Annotated in this window: 19 protein-coding genes and 1 pseudogene; 11 read left to right on the top strand and 9 right to left on the bottom strand. The window is 72.1% G+C overall.

Going from position 1 to position 22586, the window contains the following annotated elements; all coding sequences use genetic code 11:
* Positions 1-14: 14 nt before the first annotated feature.
* The gene (gene cobN, locus ACFFRH_RS29305) at positions 15-3812 is read left to right on the top strand and encodes a cobaltochelatase subunit CobN (RefSeq protein WP_344743353.1); all 3798 of its coding nucleotides are present in this window, start codon (positions 15-17) and stop codon (positions 3810-3812) included.
* A gap of 164 nt (positions 3813-3976) precedes the next feature.
* Here cobN and ACFFRH_RS29300 read toward each other — a convergent pair whose 3' ends face one another.
* The 4 genes from ACFFRH_RS29300 to ACFFRH_RS29285 form a co-directional block, all read right to left on the bottom strand.
* The gene (locus tag ACFFRH_RS29300; protein WP_344743354.1) at positions 3977-4312 is read right to left on the bottom strand and encodes a hypothetical protein; all 336 of its coding nucleotides are present in this window, start codon (positions 4310-4312) and stop codon (positions 3977-3979) included.
* A 187-nt stretch (positions 4313-4499) separates the two neighbouring features.
* Positions 4500-6347 (bottom strand): glycoside hydrolase family 15 protein, encoded by a 1848-nt coding sequence (locus ACFFRH_RS29295; RefSeq protein WP_386160973.1) that lies wholly within the window; start codon positions 6345-6347, stop codon positions 4500-4502.
* A gap of 151 nt (positions 6348-6498) precedes the next feature.
* On the bottom strand, positions 6499-7485 hold the full coding sequence (locus tag ACFFRH_RS29290) for a siderophore-interacting protein (protein ID WP_386160972.1): 987 nt from the start codon (positions 7483-7485) through the stop codon (positions 6499-6501).
* A gap of 250 nt (positions 7486-7735) precedes the next feature.
* Positions 7736-8791, bottom strand: coding sequence for a CHAP domain-containing protein (locus ACFFRH_RS29285; RefSeq protein ID WP_386160971.1), 1056 nt, complete (start codon positions 8789-8791; stop codon positions 7736-7738).
* 444 nt (positions 8792-9235) lie between these two features.
* On the opposite strand from ACFFRH_RS29285, the gene ACFFRH_RS29280 reads away from it, so the two are divergent.
* On the top strand, positions 9236-9685 hold the full coding sequence (locus ACFFRH_RS29280) for a hypothetical protein (RefSeq protein WP_344743359.1): 450 nt from the start codon (positions 9236-9238) through the stop codon (positions 9683-9685).
* A 34-nt stretch (positions 9686-9719) separates the two neighbouring features.
* Here the strand turns inward: ACFFRH_RS29280 and speB are convergent, their stop codons facing one another.
* Positions 9720-10784, bottom strand: coding sequence for an agmatinase (gene speB, locus ACFFRH_RS29275; protein ID WP_386160970.1), 1065 nt, complete (start codon positions 10782-10784; stop codon positions 9720-9722).
* 971 nt (positions 10785-11755) lie between these two features.
* Complete coding sequence (locus ACFFRH_RS29270) at positions 11756-11923, bottom strand: DUF3073 domain-containing protein (RefSeq protein ID WP_344743362.1); 168 nt, start codon at positions 11921-11923, stop codon at positions 11756-11758.
* A 295-nt stretch (positions 11924-12218) separates the two neighbouring features.
* On the opposite strand from ACFFRH_RS29270, the gene ACFFRH_RS29265 reads away from it, so the two are divergent.
* From ACFFRH_RS29265 to ACFFRH_RS29230, 8 genes and pseudogenes are all read left to right on the top strand, one after another.
* Entirely contained in the window at positions 12219-12413 is a 195-nt protein-coding gene (locus ACFFRH_RS29265; protein ID WP_344743363.1) for a hypothetical protein, read from the top strand.
* A 2-nt stretch (positions 12414-12415) separates the two neighbouring features.
* Positions 12416-12751: an ArsR/SmtB family transcription factor gene (locus ACFFRH_RS29260; RefSeq protein WP_344743364.1), complete on the top strand. Its 336-nt coding sequence runs from the start codon at positions 12416-12418 to the stop codon at positions 12749-12751.
* A gap of 68 nt (positions 12752-12819) precedes the next feature.
* On the top strand, positions 12820-13647 hold the full coding sequence (locus ACFFRH_RS29255; protein WP_386160969.1) for a DeoR/GlpR family DNA-binding transcription regulator: 828 nt from the start codon (positions 12820-12822) through the stop codon (positions 13645-13647).
* A gap of 157 nt (positions 13648-13804) precedes the next feature.
* The gene (locus ACFFRH_RS29250) at positions 13805-14884 is read left to right on the top strand and encodes an ABC transporter substrate-binding protein (RefSeq protein WP_344743366.1); all 1080 of its coding nucleotides are present in this window, start codon (positions 13805-13807) and stop codon (positions 14882-14884) included.
* A 286-nt stretch (positions 14885-15170) separates the two neighbouring features.
* Positions 15171-16724 carry a sugar ABC transporter ATP-binding protein gene (locus ACFFRH_RS29245; protein WP_344743367.1) on the top strand — a complete coding sequence of 518 codons (1554 nt, stop codon included), beginning with the start codon at positions 15171-15173 and terminating at the stop codon, positions 16722-16724.
* The gene (locus tag ACFFRH_RS29240) at positions 16721-17701 is read left to right on the top strand and encodes an ABC transporter permease (protein WP_386160968.1); all 981 of its coding nucleotides are present in this window, start codon (positions 16721-16723) and stop codon (positions 17699-17701) included. Before ACFFRH_RS29245 ends, ACFFRH_RS29240 begins: the two co-directional genes overlap by 4 nt.
* A complete protein-coding gene (locus tag ACFFRH_RS29235) occupies positions 17698-18684 on the top strand; it encodes an ABC transporter permease (protein ID WP_386160967.1) in 987 nt (328 codons plus the stop codon). The genes ACFFRH_RS29240 and ACFFRH_RS29235 overlap by 4 nt, the downstream gene beginning before the upstream one ends.
* 106 nt (positions 18685-18790) lie before the next feature.
* Positions 18791-18970 (top strand): annotated as a pseudogene (locus tag ACFFRH_RS29230) (DUF5999 family protein); the annotation flags it as partial.
* Between the two features lie 74 nt (positions 18971-19044).
* On the opposite strand, the gene ACFFRH_RS29225 reads toward ACFFRH_RS29230, so the two are convergent.
* The 3 genes from ACFFRH_RS29225 to ACFFRH_RS29215 are packed head-to-tail and all read right to left on the bottom strand — an operon-like array spanning position 19045 to position 22297.
* Positions 19045-20232 (bottom strand): FAD-dependent monooxygenase, encoded by a 1188-nt coding sequence (locus tag ACFFRH_RS29225; RefSeq protein ID WP_386160966.1) that lies wholly within the window; start codon positions 20230-20232, stop codon positions 19045-19047.
* 28 nt (positions 20233-20260) lie between these two features.
* Entirely contained in the window at positions 20261-21445 is a 1185-nt protein-coding gene (locus tag ACFFRH_RS29220) for a DUF3500 domain-containing protein (protein ID WP_386160965.1), read from the bottom strand.
* Positions 21446-21448: 3 nt separating this feature from the next.
* The gene (locus ACFFRH_RS29215; protein WP_386160964.1) at positions 21449-22297 is read right to left on the bottom strand and encodes a fumarylacetoacetate hydrolase family protein; all 849 of its coding nucleotides are present in this window, start codon (positions 22295-22297) and stop codon (positions 21449-21451) included.
* Positions 22298-22470: 173 nt separating this feature from the next.
* Between ACFFRH_RS29215 and ACFFRH_RS29210 the strand changes: the two genes are divergently transcribed.
* The coding region (locus ACFFRH_RS29210; RefSeq protein WP_386161056.1) for a phosphoketolase family protein at positions 22471-22586 on the top strand (116 nt) is incomplete at its 3' end.

Raw genomic sequence — 22586 nt, 5'->3', positions numbered from 1 at the left:
CTGGAGTGTGGCGCGTGATCCTCCTGCTCTCGACCTCCGACACCGACCTGCTGAGCGCCCGCGCGAGCGGCGCCGACTACCGGCTCGGCAACCCCGCCAGGCTCGCCGCCGCCGACCTCCCGCCGCTGCTGGAGGGCGCCGACCTGGTCGTGGTACGCCTGCTGGGCGGCCGCCGCGCCTGGGAGGAGGGGCTGGACGCCCTGCTCGCCGGTCCCCGGCCCGTCGTCGTGCTCGGTGGCGAGCAGGCGCCGGACGCCGAGCTGATGGAGCTGTCCACCGTGCCCGGCGGGGTCTGCGCCGAGGCGCACGCCTACCTCGCCCACGGCGGCCCGGCCAACCTGACCGAGCTGCACCACTTCCTGTCCGACACGTTGCTGCTCACCGGCCACGGGTTCGCCGCGCCCGAGCCCACCCCCACGTGGGGGACGCTGGAGCGCGAGGCGCGCGACCAGGACGGGCCCGTCGTCGGGGTGCTCTACTACCGGGCCCACCACGTGTCCGGCAACACGGCCTTCGTCGAGGCGCTCTGCTCGGCGATCGAGGACGCGGGAGCGCGGGCGCTGCCGGTGTACTGCGCCTCCCTGCGCACCGCCGAGGCCGGCCTGGTGGAGGTCCTGCGCACGGTGGACGCCCTGGTGGTGACCGTGCTCGCCGCGGGCGGCACCCGTCCGGCGACCGCGTCGGCGGGCGGGGACGACGAGGCCTGGGACGTCGGCGCGCTCGCCGAGCTGGACGTGCCGATCCTGCAGGGCCTGTGCCTGACGAGCAGCCGGGCCTCCTGGGAGGAGAACGACGACGGCCTGTCCCCGCTGGACGCCGCCACCCAGGTCGCGATCCCCGAGTTCGACGGGCGGATCATCACGGTGCCGTTCTCCTTCAAGGAGATCGACGAGGACGGGCTCACCGTCTACGTGGCCGACCCCGAGCGGGCCTCGCGGGTGGCGGGCATCGCGGTACGCCATGCCGCGCTGCGGCACATCCCGCCCGCCGAGCGGCGGCTGGTGCTGATGCTGTCGGCCTACCCCACCAAGCACGCCCGCATCGGCAACGCCGTCGGCCTGGACACCCCGGCCAGCCTGGTGCGGCTGCTGGCCGCGCTGCGCGAGCGCGGGTACGACATCGGCGCCGAGGACGAGCTGCCCGGGGTGACCGGCCAGGACGGCGACGCGCTCATCCACGCGCTGATCGCCGCGGGCGGACAGGACCAGGACTGGCTCACCGAGGAGCAGCTCGCCGGAAACCCGGTGCGCATCGCGGCGAGCCGGTACGCCGAGTGGTACGCCACCCTCCCCGCCGACCTGCGCGCCCGGATGGAGGAGCACTGGGGCCCGGCACCCGGCGAGCTGTTCGTGGACAGGTCGCGCGACCCGGAGGGCGAGATCGTGCTGGCCGCGCTGCGCTCGGGCAACGTGGTGGTCATGGTGCAGCCGCCGCGCGGCTTCGGCGAGAACCCCATCGCGATCTACCACGACCCCGACCTGCCGCCCAGCCACCACTACCTGGCCGCCTACCGCTGGCTGGCCGACGGCTTCGGCGCGCACGCCGTGGTCCACGTGGGCAAGCACGGCAACCTGGAGTGGCTGCCGGGCAAGTCGGCGGGCCTGTCGGCCTCCTGCGGCCCGGACGCCGCGCTCGGCGACCTGCCGCTCATCTACCCGTTCCTCGTGAACGACCCCGGTGAGGGCACCCAGGCCAAGCGCCGCGCGCACGCCACCCTGGTCGACCACCTCGTCCCGCCGATGGCCCGCGCCGACAGCTACGGGGACATGGCCAGGCTGGAGCAGCTCCTCGACGAGCACGCCTCCATCGCGGCGATGGACCCGGCCAAGCTGCCCGCGATCCGCGCCCAGATCTGGACGCTGATCCAGGCGGCCAGGCTCGACCACGACCTCGGCGTCGCCGACCGCCCGCACGACGCCGAGTTCGACGACTTCCTGCTGCACATCGACGGCTGGCTGTGCGAGGTCAAGGACGTCCAGATCCGCGACGGCCTGCACGTGCTGGGAGCCGCCCCCGAGGGGCAGCCGCGCGTCGACCTGGTGCTGGCCATGCTCCGCGCCCGGCAGATGTGGGCGGGCAGCGAGGCGCTCGTCGGGCTGCGCGAGGCCCTCGGCCTGGCCGAGGACGGCAGCGCGGGACGGATCGGCGTCGACGAGGCCGAGACCCTGGCCCGCGCCCTGGTCGAGGCCATGGAACAGCGCGGCTGGGACCCGTCGGCGGCGGGGGAGGTGACCGCCGAGATCCTGGGCCGGGCGGACACCCCGGCCGTTCCGACCGGCACGACCGGCGCGACCGGCGCGACCGGCACGGTCGGCGGGGCCGACGTGGCGGGCGCGAACGGCGTGACCGGTCAGGGCGGCGGGCCCGGCGCCGCCGTTCCGGCCGACCCGCAGGAGGCCCCCGGGAAGGCCCCCGGCGCGGGTGACGCGGGGGGATCGACCGGTGCCCCCGGCGCGGACCTCGGGACGGTGGAGCGGATCCTGCGGTTCGCCGCCGTCGAGGTCGTGCCCCGGCTGGCGCGTACCACCGACGAGATCGACGCGATCCTGCACGCCCTCGACGGCGGTTACGTCCCGGCCGGGCCGAGCGGGTCGCCGCTGCGCGGGCTGATCAACGTGCTCCCCACCGGCCGCAACTTCTACTCGGTCGACCCCAAGGCCGTGCCGAGCAGGCTGGCGTGGGAGACCGGCCAGGCGATGGCCGACTCCCTGCTGGAGCGCTACCGCGCCGACACCGGCGACTGGCCGCGCTCGGTCGGACTGTCGGTCTGGGGGACCAGCGCCATGCGCACCGCGGGGGACGACGTCGCCGAGGTGCTGGCGCTGCTCGGCGTGCGGCCGCTCTGGGACGAGGCCTCGCGCCGCGTCACCGGCCTGGAGCCCATCCCCGCCGCGGAGCTGGGCCGCCCGCGCGTGGACGTCACCATCAGGATCAGCGGCTTCTTCCGCGACGCCTTCCCGCACGTCGTGGCGATGCTGGACGACGCCGTACGGCTCGCGGCCGGGCTGGAGGAGCCCGAGGAGCTCAACTACGTGCGGGCGCACGTGCTCGCCGACCAGGCCGGGCACGGCGACGAGCGCAGGGCCACCATGCGGATCTTCGGCTCCCGGCCGGGCGCCTACGGGGCCGGGCTGCTGCCGCTGATCGACAGCCGCAACTGGCGCGACGACGCCGACCTGGCCGAGGTGTACGCGGTCTGGGGCGGCTTCGCCTACGGCCGGGGCGTCGACGGCGTTCCCGCCAGGCAGGACATGGAGACGGCCTACCGCAGGATCGCCGTGGCGGCCAAGAACGTCGACACCCGCGAGCACGACATCGCCGACTCCGACGACTACTTCCAGTACCACGGCGGCATGATCGCCACCGTCCGGGCGCTCACCGGCAAGGCCCCGGCCGCCTACATCGGCGACAGCACCAGGCCGGACGCGGTCCGCACCAGGACGCTCTCCGAGGAGACGTCCAGGATCTTCCGCGCCAGGGTGGTGAACCCCCGCTGGCTGGCCGCGATGCGCAGGCACGGCTACAAGGGCGCCTTCGAGCTGGCCGCCACCGTCGACTACCTGTTCGGCTACGACGCCACCACCGGCGTCGTCGCCGACTGGATGTACGACAAGCTGGCCGCGACCTATGTACTGGACCCGGAGAACCAGGCGTTCATGGCCAAATCCAACCCGTGGGCGCTGCACGGGATCGCCGAGCGGTTGCTGGAGGCGGCCAACCGGGGCATGTGGGAGCACCCCGACCCCGCGATCCTGCGCGACCTCCAGGAGGTCTACCTCAAGTCCGAGGGAGACCTGGAGGACGGCGCCTGACCCACGGCCTCACCGGTTCCCCCGGGGCACGCGCCGACGGACCGGACCGATCCGTCGGCGCATGCCAGGGGGAGCGTGTCATGCCGCCGGGCGACCGGGTTTTCTCCGAGGCGCTCCTCGCCGGCCCGCCGGCCGCGCGGGCGCCGCGCGGTGCCGGTGGTGCCTCAGATCGTCTCCGTGCGGTCCAGCTCACCGGCCACCCAGTAGCGCCGGACCGAACCCGTCGCGGTGCGCTGGGAGACCCACGTCTCGACCACGGCAGGGTCGAGCGACTTGCGCGCGGCGCGGTATTCCAGCTCCAGGTCGTCGGTGTCGGCCGCCACCGTGGTGCTGTGCACGCCGCCATCGCGCAGCCGCCAGCCCAGCACGAACCCCGCCGGCGCGGACCGCTCCCTCTCGCGCCGCTCCCACGTGATCTGCCACAGCAAAAGGATGACCAGCATCACGAGCAGGACGACCAGCACCGCGCCCGTGCCTGCCGGGAACACCACGAGCGGCATCGTTCCTCCGGTGACTGTCCAGGGGAGTGGACGGTCTCATCGTAGGTAACGCGGCCGCTGCGATGATCGTGCCCATCGAGTCGTGCGATCCGCCGGCGCGGATCCCGGCCGTCGACGGCCGATCACCCCGGCCGCCGGTCCCCGGCGTCGCGGCCGGGGAGGGGCGCGTTGCCGGTCCCCTCCGGCGTCAGCCCAGGGCGTGGTCGAGGTTGAACGCGGCGCTGATCAGCGCGAGGTGGGTGAAGGCCTGCGGGAAGTTGCCGAGCTGCTCGCCGGTCTGCCCGATCTCCTCGGCGTACAGGCCGACGTGGTTGGCGTAGGTGAGCATCTTCTCGAACGCCAGCCGGGCCTCGTCCAGGCGCCCGGCGCGGGTGAGCCCCTCGACGTACCAGAACGAGCAGATCGAGAAGGTGCCGTCCTCGCCGCGCAGCCCGTCCGGGCTGACGGCGGGGTCGTAGCGGTAGACCAGCGAGTCCGACACCAGGTTCGCGCCGAGCGCGTCGAGGGTCGACAGCCACTTCGGGTCGGTGGGGGAGATGAACTTCGCCATCGGCATCATCAGCACCGAGGCGTCGAGGACGTTGTCGTCGAAGTGCTGGACGAACGCCTTCAGCTCCTCCGACCAGCCGCGCCGCATGATCTGCCGGTAGATCGCGTCGCGGGCCAGCTGCCAGCGGGGCGTGTCGGCGGGCAGCCCGCGGTGGGCGGCCATCCGCATGGCCCGTTCGATCGCCACCCAGCACATCAGCCGCGAGTAGACGAAGTCCTTGCGCCCGCCGCGCGTCTCCCACACGCCCTCGTCGGGCCGGTCCCAGTTGTCGCAGACCCAGTCCACCAGGATGTGGACGTCGTCCCAGAGGGAGCTGGAGATCGGCCGGTGCCACTTGTCGTAGAGGTAGACGGAGTCGAGGAGGGCGCCGTAGATGTCCAGCTGGAGCTGGTTCACGGCGGCGTTCCCGATGCGCACCGGGCTCGAACCCTGATAGCCCTCAAGGTGGGACAGCTCGACCTCGGGCAGCTCGGTGCGGCCGTCGATGCCGTACATGATCTGCAGCGGCCCCGAGGCGCAGCCGCCGTCGCGGCTGACGTGCCGGGACAGGAAGCCCATGAACGCCTCGGCCTCCTCGCCAAAGCCCAGCCGCAGCAGCGCGTACACGCAGAACGCCGAGTCGCGGATCCAGACGTAGCGGTAGTCCCAGTTGCGCTCCCCGCCGATCTGCTCGGGCAGGCTGGTCGTCACGGCGGCCACGATCCCGCCGGTCGGCGCGTACGTGAGGAGCTTCAGCGTCAGCGCGGACCGGTGCACCATCTCCCGCCAGCGGCCCCGGTAGTTGGAGGAGGACAGCCAGCGGCGCCAGTACGCCACGGTCGCGGCGAACTCCTCCTCGGCCTCCTCGACGGGGCACGAGCGCAGCGCCACGTCCTCGCCGAACCTGTCGAGGGCGAACACCGCGCACTCGCCCTCGTTGAGCTTGAACTCCGAGCGCACGTCCTGGCCGTCCGCCTCCAGGGTGGTGCTGGACGACAGGGTGAGGGACAGCGACGGCGACTCGAAGACCGCCCGGCCCCGGCGCACGCTCAGGAGGTGGGACTGCCTGCCGTAGTCGAACCGCGGGGCCACCCGCGCCCGGAACGGCAGCGATCCGCGGACGCACCTCACCCGCCGGATCAGCCGGTGCCGTACGCCGTCGCCCGTGCCGTCGGTGTCGTCGACGATCGGCATGAAGTCCTGGATCTCGCCCACCCCGTCGGCGGCGGAGAATCGGGTGATCAGCACGTTGGTGTCGGGGAAGTAGAACTGCTTGGTCCGGGCCGGGGCGGCCGTGCTCAGCTCGAACGACCCGCCCCGCTCGGCGTCCAGGATCGAGCCGAACACGCTCGGCGCGTCGAAGCGCGGGCAGCAGTACCAGACGATGGTGCCGCCGGTGTCCACCAGCGCCGCGGTGTGCAGGTCGCCGATCAGCCCGTGGTCGGCGATGGGTCGGTATCCGGGGGCGCCCGCCGGGTCCTGACGAGCGGATTCCGCTGCTGTCATATCGGCCTTCTCACATCGCGAGCCGGGCACCTACGCCCTCAAACTACGTGTCCCGGACACCTGCCCGGTTCCCTCCCGCGTCAAGGAGTCGGCAGGTTTTCCGTCGGCGACGGCAAAGAGCGCCCGGTGACGGCCTTCGCCGTCGCCGCTCTCAGGCGCTCTCCGAGCGTCCCAGCCGCCAGTAGCCCATGAAGGCCACCGAGGAGCGGTCGATCCCCGCCTCCTGCACCAGGTGGCGGCGGAGCAGCTTGACCACCCCCGCCTCGCCCGCGAGCCAGGCGTACAGGCCGCCGCCGCCCGTGGACTCGGGGACCTCCCAGAGGATCTCCTCGTCGACGTCGACGTCGACGTCGACGTCCTCCAGCGTGCTCGCGGCGCCAGGACCGGCGGGGGCGGCGGGGCCGGTCGGCTCACCGGCGGCGGTGCCGCGCGGCGCGGTGAGCGCGCTCAGGGTCTCGCGTACGGCCGGGATGAGCAGATCACCGTGGCGGGCCCCCTCGCGGGGCAGCCAGGCGACCTTCACGCCGGGGCGGACGTCGAGCGGGAGCGCGTCGGCGGCCTCGGGGACCTCCAGCAGCGCGGTGGCGCGCACGGAGCCGGAGAGCGACTCGACGATCGTGGCGATGGCGGGCACGGCCGTCTCGTCCCCGGCGAGCAGCAGGTGCTCCACCCCGGCGGGCGGGGCCCACTCCCGGCCGCCGACGGGGCCGGGGTGCGCGGCGTTGGGGCCGACCACCACGACCCGGTCACCGGGGGCGACGCGGGTCGCCCACCGGGAGGCGGGGCCGCTCTCGCCGTGCAGGACGAAGTCGATGTCGAGCTCGCGCGACTCGGGCCGTACGGCGCGGGCGGTGTAGGTGCGGATCGGGTTGCGCAGCTCGTCGGGGAGCGCCCGCCACCGCTGGTACCAGTCGTCTCCGTCGCCCAGCGGGGTGATGCTGCCGTCCGGCAGCGGGAGGATCACCTTGATCCGCTGGTCGAAGCCCTTGTCGGCGAAGCCCGCCAGGTCCTCGCCGCCGAAGGTGACCCGGACGAAGCTCGGGCTGAGCCGCGCCGTGCGCAGAACCTTCACACTGTGGCCGCGATAGGCCGGAACCTCCGCCGCGCGCTCCAGGGTCCGCTCGCCGCCCGCTGTCATCGTGCCGCCTTCGCTGGGGGAATGCCGTCCCCAGCAACTTAGCTTTGCCTAACCTTATTAGGCAACCTAGTGCGATCTCCGTCCTGTCCTGGTCTTGCCTGATTCCGTGGTAAGGGTCACGCCGTTTCCACCGGTGCGGTCGCGCGGCTTCCGCGGAACGGTCATGCGGCTTCCGCAGGGAGGGCGCGGCGCTTCCGCAGGGAGGGCGCGGCGCTTCCGCAGGGAGGGGGCGGGGCTTCCGCCGGGACGGTCACGCCGCGTGAGCCTTCTCGCCCTCGCGCGTCTCCCGCGTGCCGCGCAGTGCCTTCCCCTCGAGGTCCGGTCCGGGAGCGGGACGTGTGCCGGTACGGGCGGGCGTCCCGGTGCCGTCGGCGCGCTTCGGGAGGCCCGTGCGGTACGGCTCGCACGCCCAGCTCGGCCTGCTCACGCGGAGCGTCTCGCGGCCCCGGGGCGTGGTGTCCGGCAGGCCCGGCCCGTCCTGCCCGCCCGGATGGAGCACCACGGTGTGCGGGAGCGCCTTCCAGGCCGGGGGTGTCTCCGCGCGCAGGAGCGTCTCCTCGACCGGGCACGTCACGCCGCTCCACAGGTCCGCCCGTTCCCGCCGCCCGTTCCGCCTGCGGTGCCGTCCCGCCGAGACGCGGGGACGCAGCCGGGACAGGACGAACGTCGTACCGAGGACGAAGGTCAGCAACCCGGCGATCGCGGCGGTCTCCAGGGAGACCGGGGGCGTTCCCGGCGGGTCCGCCGGGGGGGTGGAGCCCGGGGCGAGCGCCGGGCGGACCTCGATCCGCCCGGCCGCCTGCGGGGCCGCGGCGTCCTCCCCGGAGACGGCACCCGTCAGCTTCTCCTTGACCTTGCGCGGCAGGCCGTACCCGACGACCTTGCTCTGGTCGCGCGTCTTGCGCTTCAGCCAGATCCGGTCGACGTTCCCCTCGATGGTGTGGATCGTTCCACCGTTCACGCTCTCGACGACGCCGACATGGTCGATCCCCTTGATGTCCTTGCCGCCGGACCAGTCGAAGAAGACCAGGGCGCCCGGCTCCGGCGTCCGCGTCCACGCGTCGTTGGTCTCGAACCAGCGGGCCTGCGACGGGGTCCAGGCGAACTGCCCGACGTACTCCCGCACGCCCGCCTTCTCCGCCGCCCAGGCGATGAGCATCGCGCACCAGGGAGCCGTCTTGTACTGCGGGTCCTGGGCCACGTTGACCGCGTACCACTCACCGAACTTGCTGTGCTGACCGGCTCCCTCCCGGTACCCGAGTTCGGGCTTGATGGTCCTGAGCAGATCGTCACCGATCGGATCCATGGCTGTGAGCCACCCCGTCCACTCTCCTCCACCCTTCCGAGAAGGGGGCGCCGTCCGACAAAGCTGGACTGTATTCGCAGAAAAACGGAAAAGTGAGGCTATTTGCTTAAAAAGCCGAGCCGGGAGGCTGTCGAATACCGGATTCGGTGAAAGGCGGGAAAGCCGCCTCCGAAGCACCTACCATCGATTGGCCGTCCGTGCCGGACGACGGCTCCGATCGCCCGCTCCTGGCCCGGTACGAGCCCCGGAAGCGCCGGTGACCGTACCCGCACAACGGGTATATCCCAATTCACCCCACGCGCACGGGTCACACCGGTACGCATCCCTGCCCATCGGGTCGAATAGCATGTGATGGCACGTGCGCGGCATGCGCCGGTGCCGACGCCGAGGCCCTCCCTCCCGGTCCGGCGAAAGACGGGGACGCGAAGGCGGAATGAGTTTTCCATGTTCGACGACAAGACGCAGGAGACCCTCCGCCGCCTCCTGGACCTCGCCGAGCACCCCGCGACCCCGCAGGCCGAGCGCACCCTGGCCGTCGCGCGGGTCCGGGCCCTCATCATGGTGCCCGAGGGCGACGCCCGGCGGGCACCGGTCACCCCGGCGATGGAGACGGGGATCCTCAGAAGGGTGCGGCCGCTCGCCCGTCGGGTCGACGAGGACCTGGTGAACGAGGTGCACGGCGACCTCTACGCCTTCAGCACCCGCTACCGGGTGATCGGTGAGCTCGCCGAGGAGATCGCCCTCCTGCTCGAACGCTGGAGCGCCGTCGTCCCGCAGAAGCGCCACCGCCACGAGGAGGCCGTCAGGACCGCGGCCGCGAAGCTCGTCTACCTGCTGGAACGCCGCGACCTGTTCCGCAGGCCCAAGTGGGGCAACCGCCCGAGAACCCGATAGGACCCGCGGGGCGGGACAGGGCGGGACGGGCGCGTCAGCGCTCGCGCTGATCGGGCCGCTCGGGCCGACCGGTCCCGCGGTCCGGGCGCTCGGCGAGCAGCGGCAGCAGCGGGTTCCAGGCGGTACCGTCCCGGGCGTCGCGCCGCCGCCTGGCGATGGCGCTCAACGCCTCCAGCACCACGCGGTTGGCCAGCGCGGCGGTGATGTCGGCGTGGTCGTAGGGCGGGCTGACCTCCACGACGTCGACCCCGACGACCGGCAGCTCCAGGCAGACGCGCCGTACGGAGTCCAGGAGCTGGCGCGCGGTGATGCCCCCGGGCTCCGGCGTCCCCGTGCCCGGCGCGTGGCCCGGGTCGCACACGTCGATGTCGACGGAGAGGAAGACGCCGTCGCACTCGTCGACGGCGATGGCGAAGGCCTCGGTCAGGCACTCCTCCAGGCCGCGGTGCGTGATCTCGGTCATCTCGTACGAGCGCATCGCCCGTTCCGCCATCCAGTCCAGCGTCTCCGGCGGCGGCCAGTAGCCGCGCAGGCCGATCTGCAGGAACCGGTCGCCGCGCAGCGCCCCCGACTCGATGAGCCTGCGCATCGGCTGCCCGTGCCCCCACAGCGAGCCGAACTCGATGTCGCCGGTGTCCGCGTGGGCATCGAAGTGGATCATCGAGATCCGGCCGTGCCCGAGGACGTTGGCCACCCCCTTGGCGTCGGGGAAGGCGATCGAGTGGTCACCGCCCAGTACCACCGGGACGGCTCCCGAACGGGCGACCTTCTCGACGGCGGCCTCCAGGGCGGCCAGCGACGCCAGGATGTCGCCGGGCGGCATCTCGACGTCGCCCGCGTCCAGGACCCGCAGGTCGCGCAGCCCGTCGGTGCGCAGCGCCAGGCTGGGACGACTCCCGTCGTGCGGCAGGTAGTCGGTCATCCGGATCGCCTGCGGCCCGAAGCGCGCGCCCGGCCGGTGCGAGGTGCCGCCGTCGAACGGCGCCCCCACGATCACGACGTCGGCGCCCGCGTAACTCTCGGGGTCCTCCAGCGAGCACCGCTCGACGCCGAGGAAGGTGATGTCCGGCCCGAACTGGGGCCCGTAGCGGTTCGGCACTGGTTCCTCCGGCGGGAAGGGCGACGGTCCGCGGGCGCGGCCCGTCGCCGCCGGGCACGGCTCGCGAGGTGGCCTCGGCCGCCCCCCGGGAGATCGTCGTCGGGAACTCCACCCGGTGGGATCCATTGGACCAGACGGCGTGACCGGACAGGTCAGGACATGGGTGGTTCGCGGCACACGTCCGGGAGGGGCCGGGTCCCGGGGACGCGGGCCGGCCCGCCGGTGAGGTGCGGCCGGGGCCGCTCAGGTTCGGGAGGTCAGGCTCAGGAGGTCAGGTTCGGAGGGGGCCGATGACGGCGCGACTCGGTGACGGCGAGGGCAGGTGTGACGTGGCGCGCCGGCGATCGGCGTGACTCGCCGGGAACGTGGCCCGCCGGGAACCGGTGAGGTGGATGGTGGCCGTGGCCCGGGGAGACTTTCCGCCCGCGCGAGGCACGACCTCGCGCGATCCGGCGATTCGTCCCGGGGCCACGGCGTGTGAACTGGCAGATCCCGATGCCCGGCGGGGGAAGGGCAGCCGGTCACCGTGGGATGAGTGGGACCCGCCAGAGCTCTCCGTCGACGCGCTGACCGGGGGTGCGTGACCGCCGCACCGCGGTACGCACAACCGTGACGGTAAACAGCCCTGGGCGGGTGCCTCAATGATGTTGCCCGATGTTGCGTGGAATTCGCCGTCGCGCGGCGGACGCCGCCACGGGCGTTCGCCGGCCGATCCGCGCGGCCGGCCGATCCGCGCACTGGACGGCCGGTGCGCCGGTCGACCGGCGCACCGCGGAGGAACCGTCGCGGGGAGGCCGTGCGACCGGAGCGTGCGGCCGGGTCATGCGACCCGGGCCGCGCGACCACGGCGGCGTGACCACGCGGGACCAAGCGAGGTCACGCTGGGTCATGCGGGGTCACGGGGCCGGGGTGGGCCGGAGTCCGCCGGCGCCACGGCGGGGCCGGACGGGACTCGCGGCCCGTCCACGGTGTCACCTGCCGGTCGGCTCACCGGTGGGGTCGTCGGCCTCGCTCTCCGGCGCGGGATCGTCGCCGGCGCCGAGCTCCTTGCGCAACCGGTCGATGTCCATGCTGTGGCTGCTGTACTTCAGCTCGCGAGCAACCTTCGTCTGCTTAGCCTTCGCTCGGCCCCGTCCCATTGGCTGTACTCCCTCGCGCAGGCCGTGCTCGGCCTCTCGTCACTGTCGCGTCGCCGGCTGGCGCGCTCTGACGCCGCAGGTCAGTCTGCGGTAGCCGTACCAAGTATCCCGCTTCGCGGTCGATCCGTCATCGATCGGGCTCGAACCGGCTGCGGGCCCTGTTGGAAAACGGCCTTCGCCATCATAGCCAACGTCATTACGATTTGAAGAATTATGCAATTTGCCACATCATGAGGAGCGGTGTGCCGATAAACCAGACGCCGGGGAGTGACCTGATCCACGGGAGGTGGGGGACATGAGCGAGTTCGCGGCGGAGCTACGAGCGCGCATCGCCGATGTCGACGGCGAGCTGGAGCTCATGCGCCAGGCCTTCGACGATCACGCGGTCGAGGTCCTGTCCGGGCGGCTGGAGAACCTGCTGCGCATCGCCGACCGGCACGGCGTCGACGTGCGATACGCCGGTGGCGGGCCTGCGGCCGGAGCTGCGTGATCATGCCGGTGCCGCTGCACCAGGCCAAGGCCGACTTCTTCCGTACCATCGGCCACCCGGTCCGCGTCCAGGTGCTGGAGCTGCTGCGGGACGGCCCCCTGCCGGTGCGGGATCTCCTGAGCGCCATCGACGTCGAGGCCTCCAACCTCTCCCAGCAGCTCGCCGTGCTGCGCCGCGCGGGAGTCGTGACCGCCACCCGGGACGGTGCCACCGTCGTCTACGCCCTGTCCACCCAGGACCTGGCCGAGCTGATGTCCGTGGCGCGGTCGATCCTGGCCGAGGTGCTCGCCGAGCAGGGTGAACTGCTCGCCGAGCTGCGCGCCGAGGCTCGCGGCTAGGGGTTTCCCGGCCCGGCCTGTCGCTGAACGACCGATTATGATCGGCTCAGATCACATATTCGGAGCAGATGGGGCCGGTCGTGAAAAGTGGGGGAGAGAGTTCGGGGCAGGCGGAGTATCGTCGTCCCGTGTTCGCCGCGGAGCGCCGTCAGCGCATTCTTGAGCTGGTACGTGCCAATGGCGCGGTCTCCCTCCGGGATCTGGCCCAGTCGGTTCAGTCGTCGGAGGTGACGGTCCGGCGCGACCTGCGCGCCCTGGAGGCCGAGGGCCTGCTCAACCGGCACCACGGGGGCGCCACGCTCCCCGGTGAGCTGTCCCGCGAGCCGACGTACTCGCAGAAGATGCAGACGGCGGCAGCGGAGAAGCGGGCCATCGCCGACCTCGCGGTCTCCCTGGTCGAGGACGGCGACGCGATCGTGGTCGGCGCCGGCACCACCACCCAGGATTTCGCCCGGCGGCTGGCCAGGGTGACGGAGCTGGCCGTGGTGACCAACTCCCTGCTGGTCGCGCAGGCGCTCACCGACTCGCCCCGGGTCGAGGTGGTGATGACCGGCGGCACCCTGCGCGGCTCCATCCACGCCCTGGTCGGCAGCGCCGCCGAGCGCTCCCTGGCCGGCCTGCGGGTGCGCAGGGCCTTCATCTCGGGCAACGGGCTCACCGCTGAGCGGGGCCTGTCCACGCCCAACATGCAGGTCGCGAGCGTCGACCGGGCGTTGGCGGCGGCGGCCGAGGAGGTGGTCGTGCTGATCGACCACACCAAGGTCGGGGTCGACACGATGGTGCAGACCGTGCCGACCGAGGAGATCACCCACCTGATCACCGACGACGAGGCGCCCAGGGAGGTGCTGGACGACCTGACCACGAGGGGGGTGCGGATTCACGTCGCCCGGATCTGACGATCGGGAAGAGCTGGGGTTCCGACAATTTGGTGACCGAATCTGATCGGATGCGATCAATCGTGACCGATTGATGTCTATTTCTTTACGATTTTGTTTCCTGGTCGGATGAACATCGAGCGCATCGACGTTCCATCGTCCTGTCCAGGAGGGCACCATGACCCTGCTCACGAGTCGTCCGGGAAGAGTCGCCGCGCTGCTGGCCGCCGTCGCCCTCGTCGCGTCAGGTTGTGCGAAGGGTGAGGAGACCGCCGCCGCGCCGAGCGGTTCGAGCACCCAGGGCGGCCAGGTCGTCCGGACGCCGGCCGCCGACGCGGGCGCCGGGTGCACCCTCGACGCCTTCGGTGCCCAGAGGTTCGACCTCAGGTCCGCCGTCGTCGGCTTCTCCCAGTCGGAGAAGGAGGCCAACCCCTTCCGGATCGCCGAGACGAAGTCGATCAAGGACGAGGCCGCCAAACTCGGCATCGCCAACCTCAAGGTCACCAACGCGCAGTCGCAGTTCTCCAAGCAGATCAGCGACGTCCAGCAGCTCATCGCCCAGGGCGCGCGGCTGCTGGTGATCGCCCCGCTCAACTCCGACGGCTGGGAGCCGGTCCTGCAGCAGGCCGCGGCCAAGAAGGTGCCGATCATCACGATCGACCGCAAGATCAACGCTGCTCCCTGCAAGGACTACCTGACCTTCATCGGCTCCGACTTCGTCGAGCAGGGCAGGCGCGCCGCCGACCAGATGGCCAAGGCGCTGGGCGACAAGGGCAAGGTGGCCATCCTGCTCGGCGCGCCGGGCAACAACGTCACCACCGAGCGGACCAGCGGCTTCAAGGACCGGATCAAGGAGGTGGCGCCCGACATCGAGATCACCTTCGAGCAGACCGGCGAGTTCGCCCGCGAGAAGGGCCAGCAGGTCACCGAGCAGCTCATCCAGTCCAACCCCGACATCGACGGCATCTACGCCGAGAACGACGAGATGGCGCTGGGCGCGGTCACGGCGCTCAAGGGCGCGGGCAAGAAGGCGGGCGACGTCCAGATCGTCTCCATCGACGGCACCCGCGGCGCGGTCCAGGCCATCGCCGACGGCTGGCTGGTCGCCGTGGTCGAGTCCAACCCCCGCTTCGGCGCCCTCGCCTTCGAGACCGCCCAGAAGTTCCTCGACGGCGCGGCCATCCCCGAGAAGGTCATCATCTCCGACCGCGAGTACGACAAGGCCAACGCGGAGAGCTCCCTCTCCGAGGCCTACTGATCCGAGGCCGCCGGTCCGGGGCCTACTGATCACCGGGTCCGGTCCCCGATCATGGTCAAGGGACCCGGCCGCCGGGCCCGGTGATCGGATCCCGGCCGCCGTACCGGATCACCGGGCCTGGTGATCGGATCCCGGTCACCGGACCGGGGCGCCGAGCCCGGTCCCCGGACCCGGAGGCCGGGGCCGGGTCACCGGATCCGGCCGTTGAACCTGATCGTCGAATCCGGCCCAGGGCGCCGTCCCCCGGCCCCCGGGCGGATCGAGGAGATCTGAGGAGAGGAGCCCTGTGGCCACGACCGGCCGAGTCCTGGAAGCCGCCGGGGTGCTGAAGGTCTTTCCCGGCGTCCGCGCGCTGGACCACGTGTCGTTCACCCTCGGCAGGGGCGAGGTGCACGCCCTGGTGGGAGAGAACGGCGCGGGCAAGTCAACGTTGATCAAAGTACTCACCGGGGTCTACCAGGCCGACGCGGGCCAGGTGAGGTACCGCGACGAGGTGGTGAGCTTCTCCAGCCCGCTCGACGCGCGGCGGGCCGGCATCTCCACGATCTACCAGGAGGTCAACCTGGTCCCCTCCATGAGCGTGGCGCGCAACCTGTTCCTCGGACGCGAGCCCAGGAACCGGTTCCGGCTCATCGACTTCGGCGCCGTGCACGAGCGGGCCAGGGAGATCCTCAAGGAGTACGGCGTCCACGTCGACGTCCGCCGCCCCCTCGGCTCCCTGGGCATGGGCACCCAGCAGATGGTCGCCCTGGCCCGCGCCGTCTCCGTCGACGCCCAGGTCGTCATCATGGACGAGCCCACCTCCTCGCTGGAGCCGCGCGAGGTCGGCAGGCTCTTCGAGGTGATCAGGGGGCTGCGCGACCAGGGCCGTTCGGTGATCTACGTCAGCCACCGGCTGGACGAGCTCTACCAGATCTGCGACCGGGTCACCGTGCTGCGCGACGGCAGGCTGGTCCATACCGGCAGGATGGCCGAGCTGGAGCGCCTGCGCCTGGTCTCGCTCATGCTCGGGCGCAAGCTGTCGGAGGTGCGGGCCGAGGGCGCCACCAAGTTCAGCGGCTCCCACCCCCAGGGCGAGCAGGGCGGGCAGGACGGGCAGGACCCGCCGGTGCTCACCGCGACCGGCCTCACCCGCAGGCACCTGCTCGACGACGTCTCCCTGGCGCTGCGGCCCGGCGAGGTCGTCGGCCTGGGCGGCCTGCTCGGCGCCGGGCGCAGCGAGACCGCCAAGGCGATCGCGGGCGCCCTGCGGGTGGACTCCGGCGAGGTCGTCGTGGCGGGCGTGCCGCTGCGCACCGGTTCGGTCTCCGCGGCGATCCGCGCCGGCATCAGCCTGCTGCCCGAGGACCGCAAGGCCGAGGGGATCGTGCCGACCCTGTCGGTGCGGGAGAACATCGCGCTGGCCGCGCTGCCCCGGCTCTCGCGGGCGGGCATCGTCTCCGACCGCCGGGTCGACAGGATAGTGGAGACCTTCATGAAACGGCTGCGGATCAAGGCCGCGGGGCCCGGCCAGCTGGTCGGCGAGCTGTCCGGCGGCAACCAGCAGAAGGTGCTGCTGGCCCGCTGGCTCGCGATGAGCCCCAAGGTGCTGCTGCTGGACGAGCCCACCCGGGGCGTCGACGTCGGTGCCAAGGCCGAGGTGCAGATGCTCATCGACGAGCTCGCCGTGGACGGCCTGGCCGTCCTGCTCATCTCCTCCGACCTGGAGGAGATCGTCGAGGGCTGCGACCGGGTCGTGGTGCTGCGCGACGGCGCCGTCCAGGGCGAGCTGCACGGCACCGAGGTGAGCGAGGAGGCGATCATGTCCATGATCGCCCGGCCGGTGGAGGTCCCCCGATGAAGGGTGAGGGTTCCTCGACGAAGGCCGTGCCGGTCACCGCCCGCCCGCTGCCCGGCAGGGCGGAGCTGCTGTCGTGGCTGCAGCGCTACGGCGTCTACCTCGCCGTCGTCGTCCTGGTGCTGTTCAACGCCGCCTTCACCCCCAACTTCCTCGCGGTCGGCAACTTCCGCACCCAGTTGCTGCAGGTCGCCCCCGTCGTCGTGGTCTCCCTGGGCATGGCCCTGGTCATCGGCGCCGAGGGCATCGACCTGTCGGTCGGCTCCGTCATGGCGCTGTCGGCGTCGGTGATCGCCCTCTACCTCGGCTACGGCGCCTGGCCCGCGATGTTCATGGCGATCCTCGCGGGGGCGGTCGTCGGAGGCGTCGGCGGCACGCTCGTCGCCGTGGTCGGGGTGCAGCCGATCGTGGCGACGCTGGCGCTGCTCGTCGGGATACGCGGGCTCGCCAACGTGCTGCTGCCGCAGCTGAAGGAGATCGGCAACCCCACGCTCACCGCGCTGGGCAGCGAGTCGGTGCTCGGCGTGCCGTACGTCGTGCTGGTGGCGGTGGCGCTCACCCTCCTGGTGCTGTTCGTCGTCCGCAAGAGCACCTTCGGGCGCCAGGTGGTCGCGGTCGGCGGCAACCGGGTGGCCAGCGAGCTGGCCGGGCTGCCGGTGCGGCGCATCCTGCTGCTGGTCTACGTCATCTCCGGCGTGCTCGCCGCGATCGCCGGGATCCTCGCCAGCTCCCGCCTGCAGGCGAGCGACCCCACCTCGCTGGGCCTGTTCATGGAGCTGTCGGCCATCACCGCCGTGGTGGTGGGAGGCACCCCGCTGAGCGGCGGCCGGGTCCGCGTGCTGGGGACCGTGATGGGCGCGCTGCTCATGCAGCTGCTCCAGGCCACGCTGATCAAGCACAACCTGCCGCAGTCCTGGACCCAGATGGCCCAGGCCGTGATCATTCTCGCCGCCGTCTACGCCGCCAGGGAGCGCCGATGACCCTCACCACGGTTCCGGCGGAGACCGAGTCCCCCCGCGAGCGCGCCGGGAGGATCTTCCGCGGGCACGGCGCGCTGATCGTGCTCGCCGTGCTCGCGCTCGTCGGCTCGCTCGCCTTCGACTCCTTCGCCACGGTGGCGAACGTCGGCAACATCGCCACGTCCTCCTCGTTCCTGGCGATCATCGCGATCGGCATGACCTTCGTCATCATCTCCGGCGGCATCGACCTGTCGGTGGGGTCGCTCTTCGTGCTCGGCGGCGTCCTGGCGGCGTACGGCTCCCAGTACGGGCTCCTCGTCGCGCTCGCGCTGCCGCTCGCGGTGTCCGGGCTGTTCGGCCTGGTCCACGGGCTGGTCATCGCGAGGACCGGGATGGCGCCCTTCATCGTCACCCTGGCCGGGCTGCTGGCCGCGCGAGGGCTGATGCTCGCCATCTCCGATGAGGGCGCCGCGACCTACCTGGTCGAGGACCCCTCCTTCGCGCTGCTCGGCCAGGGCTCCGTGCTGAACGTCGGCTACCCGGTGCTCGTCACCGCCGTCCTGCTGGGCGCGGGGATGGTCCTGCTGCGGCGTACCGGTTTCGGGCAGAACGTCTACGCCATCGGCGGGAGCGAGGACGCCGCGAGCCTCATGGGCGTGCCGGTGGCCCGCACCAAGGTCGCCGTCTACCTGATGTCGGGACTGCTGGCCGGGCTGGCCGGGGCGCTCAACGCGGCCCGGCTCTCGTCGGGGGTGACGATCCTCGGCATCGGGCTGGAACTCGACGTGATCGCCGCCGTCGTCATCGGCGGCACCCTGCTCACCGGGGGAGCCGGAGCCCTCGGCGGCACGATCGCCGGGGCGCTGCTGCTCGGCGTGATCCAGAACCTGATCAACCAGGTCGGCAACCTCAACGCCTCCTTCCAGCAGGTGGTCAGCGGGCTCTTCCTCGCCCTCGTGGTGATCGCCCACCGGTTCCTGGGAGGGGTGCGCAAGACCGAGTGAGGGCCTGCGGGGAACCCCTGTGTGGATTTGTACCGGGACAGAGTGCCACCCGAGGCGCATCCTGCGGGAAGACGACGCGGACCAGCGCAGACCAGTGAGGTACGCCATGTGCCGGCACGAAACCCCATGTCCCCCGGCCTACGCGCCCGGCAGGGAGGCCGCGAGGCCGATCGCCTCCCACCCCGAGCAGGGCTGGAGCCTGCTCTGCAACGGGGTGGTGCTCTTCGAGGACACCGGTGAGCTGCTGCCCGACGGGCGGGCGGTCCCGCCGCACCGCCCGCCCGTCGGACCTTCCGTGACCCCCGTGCCCGCCCGGCCCGTTGTGCAGCCTGTTGGGAAACCCGCTGTTCAGGCCGCTGTTCAGCCCGCGATGGCGGTCTCGGGGTCGTGCCCGTAGAGCCAGGCGCTCTGCCGCAGCGGGTCGCTCCCGGCGAGGGCCGCGTCGCGCTCCAGCTGGGCGGGCCCGTCGGGCAGGTGGTTCTGCACCTCGCGGCCCCGGCTCATCAGCTGCACCCGCGAGGCACGGGGCCTGCGGATCTCCTCGTAGCGGACCAGCGCCTTCGCCGCCGTCTCGCGGGTGGCGTCGCGCAGGCAGCTCGTGAGGACCACCGCGTCCTCGACCGCCTGGGCGGCGCCCTGGCCGAAGAAGGGCAGCATCGAGTGGGCGGCGTCACCCAGCAGGGCCACCCGTCCCGACGTCCAGTTCTCCAGGGGGGAGCGGTCGTACAGGGCCCAGCGCTTGGTCTCGGTGGCCGCGGCGACCAGTTGCCCCAGCCGGGGGTCCCAGCTCTCGAACTCGCGCGCCAGGTCCTCGATCCGCCCGTCGGCCGTCCACGACTCGACGCGCCACTCGCCCGCGGGCACGATCGCGACGACGTTGATCAGCTTCCTGTCCCTGATGGGGTAGTGGACGAAGTGGCGGCCGGGTCCCAGCCAGAGCGTCTGCACCCGGCGCAGCGCCAGCTCCGGCGCCCGCTCGGCGTCGACCAGGCACCGGTAGGCGCACAGCCCCGAGAAGCGCGGCGGCTCCTCGTCGACGATCGAGGGCCGTACGGCCGAGTGGATGCCGTCCGCGCCGATCACCACGTCGGCGACCACCGTCGTCTTCACGCCGCTGGCGCCGGTGAAGACCAGCTCGGTCTCGTAGTGGTCCTGCTGCAGCACCTCCAGCCGCCGGTCGGTCCTGACCGCGTCCGCGGGCAGCGCCTCCAGCAGCATGTCGAGCAGGTCGGCCCGGTGCGCGACGTAGCAGTCGGTGCCGTACAGCCGCCGGCACTCCTCTCCCATCGGCTGGGAGGACAGCACCCGGCCGTCCTGCCAGCGCCTGAACTCCCAGGCGGTCTCCAGGGGCACGGCGAAGGACGCCAGCCGCTCGCCGAGCCCGGCCCGTACCAGGGGGCGGACCATGTTGGGGCCCACCACGATCCCCGCGCCGACCTCGCGCAGCTCGGCGGCCTGCTCGTACACGACGGCGTCGAGGCCGGCCTGCCGCAGCAGCAGCGCGGTGGCCAGCCCGCCGAGGCCTCCTCCGACAATCGCGATCTTCACTCAGGGGTTCCTCTCGTCGGGCGGCGTCTCACCCCGCGGCACCGCGGTGTTCCTCGATGAGGTGTCTCATCAGCAGGTCCTCGCCGAAGTCGTTGGACGGGTCGCGCCACACGCTGTGGGCGTGGTTGGCGTCGTCCTCGGTGTTGTCGAACTCGATCAAGGTGACCGGGCCCTGGATCCGGTAGTAGTGGCCGAGCCCGTGGTCGTCGGCCCCGGCCCAGGCGAAGTGCAGGTCGCCGTAACCGGCGGCGCGGACGCGGTCCATCTCGGCGGCCACCTGGCCGGGCCTGGCCCGGTCGAGATAGCACTCCAGCAGCTCGTCGAACGCGCGCCGCTGCCCGGAGGTCAGGTCGGCGGCGGCGATCCCGCGCGGGTGCGACCTGATGTAGCGCAGGGCCTGCCGGTCGGCCTCGGTGATCATCGCGTCCCGGCGGCCGACCCCGTGCAGGTCGGGCAGCTCCACCTCGCCGATCCTCGGCACCGTACGGGTGACGAAGTCCGCCGGGGGCACCGGGTGGATGATCGCCCGCGCCCGCCGCCCGTCGTCCAGCGAGCGCAGCAGCGCGAACCCCAGGTCCTCCTCCTCGCCCAGCACCCGGTACGGGCCGAAGCGGGCCGGTTCCGAGCCCAGCAGGAACGGCGTCACCGCCAGGTGGTCCTGGTTGACGACCGTGAAGTTCAGCGACAGGTGGTGGCCGACCAGCCGCCATCCCCACACCGAGTCGGGGTTGGGCCGGCCGAAGAACGTCAGGAAGTACATCCCCGGGTTGCGGAACTCCCTGGCCACGTGCCCGAACCGCTCCAGGTTCAGCTCGCGCAGCACGTGCTCCAGCGAGATCACCTGCACCACCTGCGCGTACGCCCGCTCCGAGCAGCACTGGGCGATCAGCCGGTGCGCCAGGATGCCCTGGTCGAAGCTCAGGTCCCGCAGCGGCACCCCGGCGCGTCCCGAGGCGGGCAGGAAGTTCCAGTTCGAGCGGTCCGCGTCGTCGAAGGGCAGCAGCGCGCGGGCCCGCTGCTCGCCGTCCAGGGCGTCGTACAGCGCCATCGCGGCGAAGGTGATCAGGGTGACGTTGAAGTCCCCGGGACGCTCCTCAAGGCCCGAGCGCGGTATCCGCCCGGCGGGGGTGCGGTCGTGCTCGTGAGGAGTGCCTTGTGCGTGGGATTCGTGGGATTCATCCGAGGAGTGGGTGAAATGCGAGGTCTGTGACATCGGTCAGCTCTCCGGCCACGCCACGATCGGGTTGCGCACCGGCCCCAGCCGGTCGATCTCCACCTCGACCACGTCCCCGGGCCCCAGGAAGCGCGCCGGGGTGCGCGCGTGTCCCACCCCGGCGGGGGTGCCGGTCGCCACCAGGTCGCCGGGGCGCAGCGTCATGGTCCGGCTCAGGTGCGCGAGCACCCGCCCGACCGGGAAGATCATGTCCTTGGTGTCGCCGTCCTGGACGACCTCGCCGTTGACCCGGGTCACCAGCCGGAGCCCGTTCGCCGGATCGCCCACCTCGTCGGCGGTCACCACGGGGCCGATCGGCCCGCTGTGGTCGGAGTTCTTGCCGAGCGTCCACTGCGCGGTCAGCCGCTGCGCCCGGCGGGCGCTCAGGTCGTTGAAGGTCGCGTAGCCGAACACCCCCGCGAGCGCGGTCTCCTCGTCCACGCAGCGCAGCTCCGTGCCGACCACCGCGACCAGCTCGACCTCCCAGTCCAGGCCCGGCTCGTCCGGCGGCACCGGGACCGGCGTCCCGTCGACCGCGAGCGACGCCGTCCACCGGCCGAAGATCGCCGGTGTCTCCGGGATGGGGAAACCGCCCTCGGCGGCGTGCGCCCGGTAGTTCAGCCCGACGCACACCACCCGCGCGGAACCGGCCACCGCCGGTGCCAGGCTCAGCTCGGCCGACGTGTATCCGTACGATCCCGGCTCGCCGGCGGTGAGCTCGCGCGCCCTCGCGGCCCAGCCGGGCAGGTCCTCGTAGAACTCGCCCACCTCGGCCAGCGGCGCCACCCGGTCACCACCGGTGAGTACGCCCACCCGGACCTGGCGGCCGTCCCGAAACCCGACAAACCTCATCGTTCACTCCCGACGTTCCCGATGACGGGAACCACAGCAGTCTCGAACGCACCCTAACGTCGCTCCAGACCCATCCGGAGATCTTTGTACATTCCATCCCAATTCGGTAGGGGGAGTTCGCCTGTACCGGGGGCCGCGGGGTTTGAACGCCTCAGCTGAGGAACTGTCGATGTATGGACGCACTCGCGCACGTCGACGCTTATTGGCGGGCGGCCAACTATCTGTCGGTCGGTCAGATCTATCTGCTGGACAATCCGTTGCTGGCCGAGCCGTTGGTGGCCGAGCACAT

This window comes from Streptosporangium vulgare (genome assembly GCF_042428775.1).
GTDB lineage: Bacteria > Actinomycetota > Actinomycetes > Streptosporangiales > Streptosporangiaceae > Streptosporangium > Streptosporangium vulgare.
Note: the sequence above shows the minus strand (reverse complement) of the source record. Positions and strands in the feature narration are given on the sequence as shown.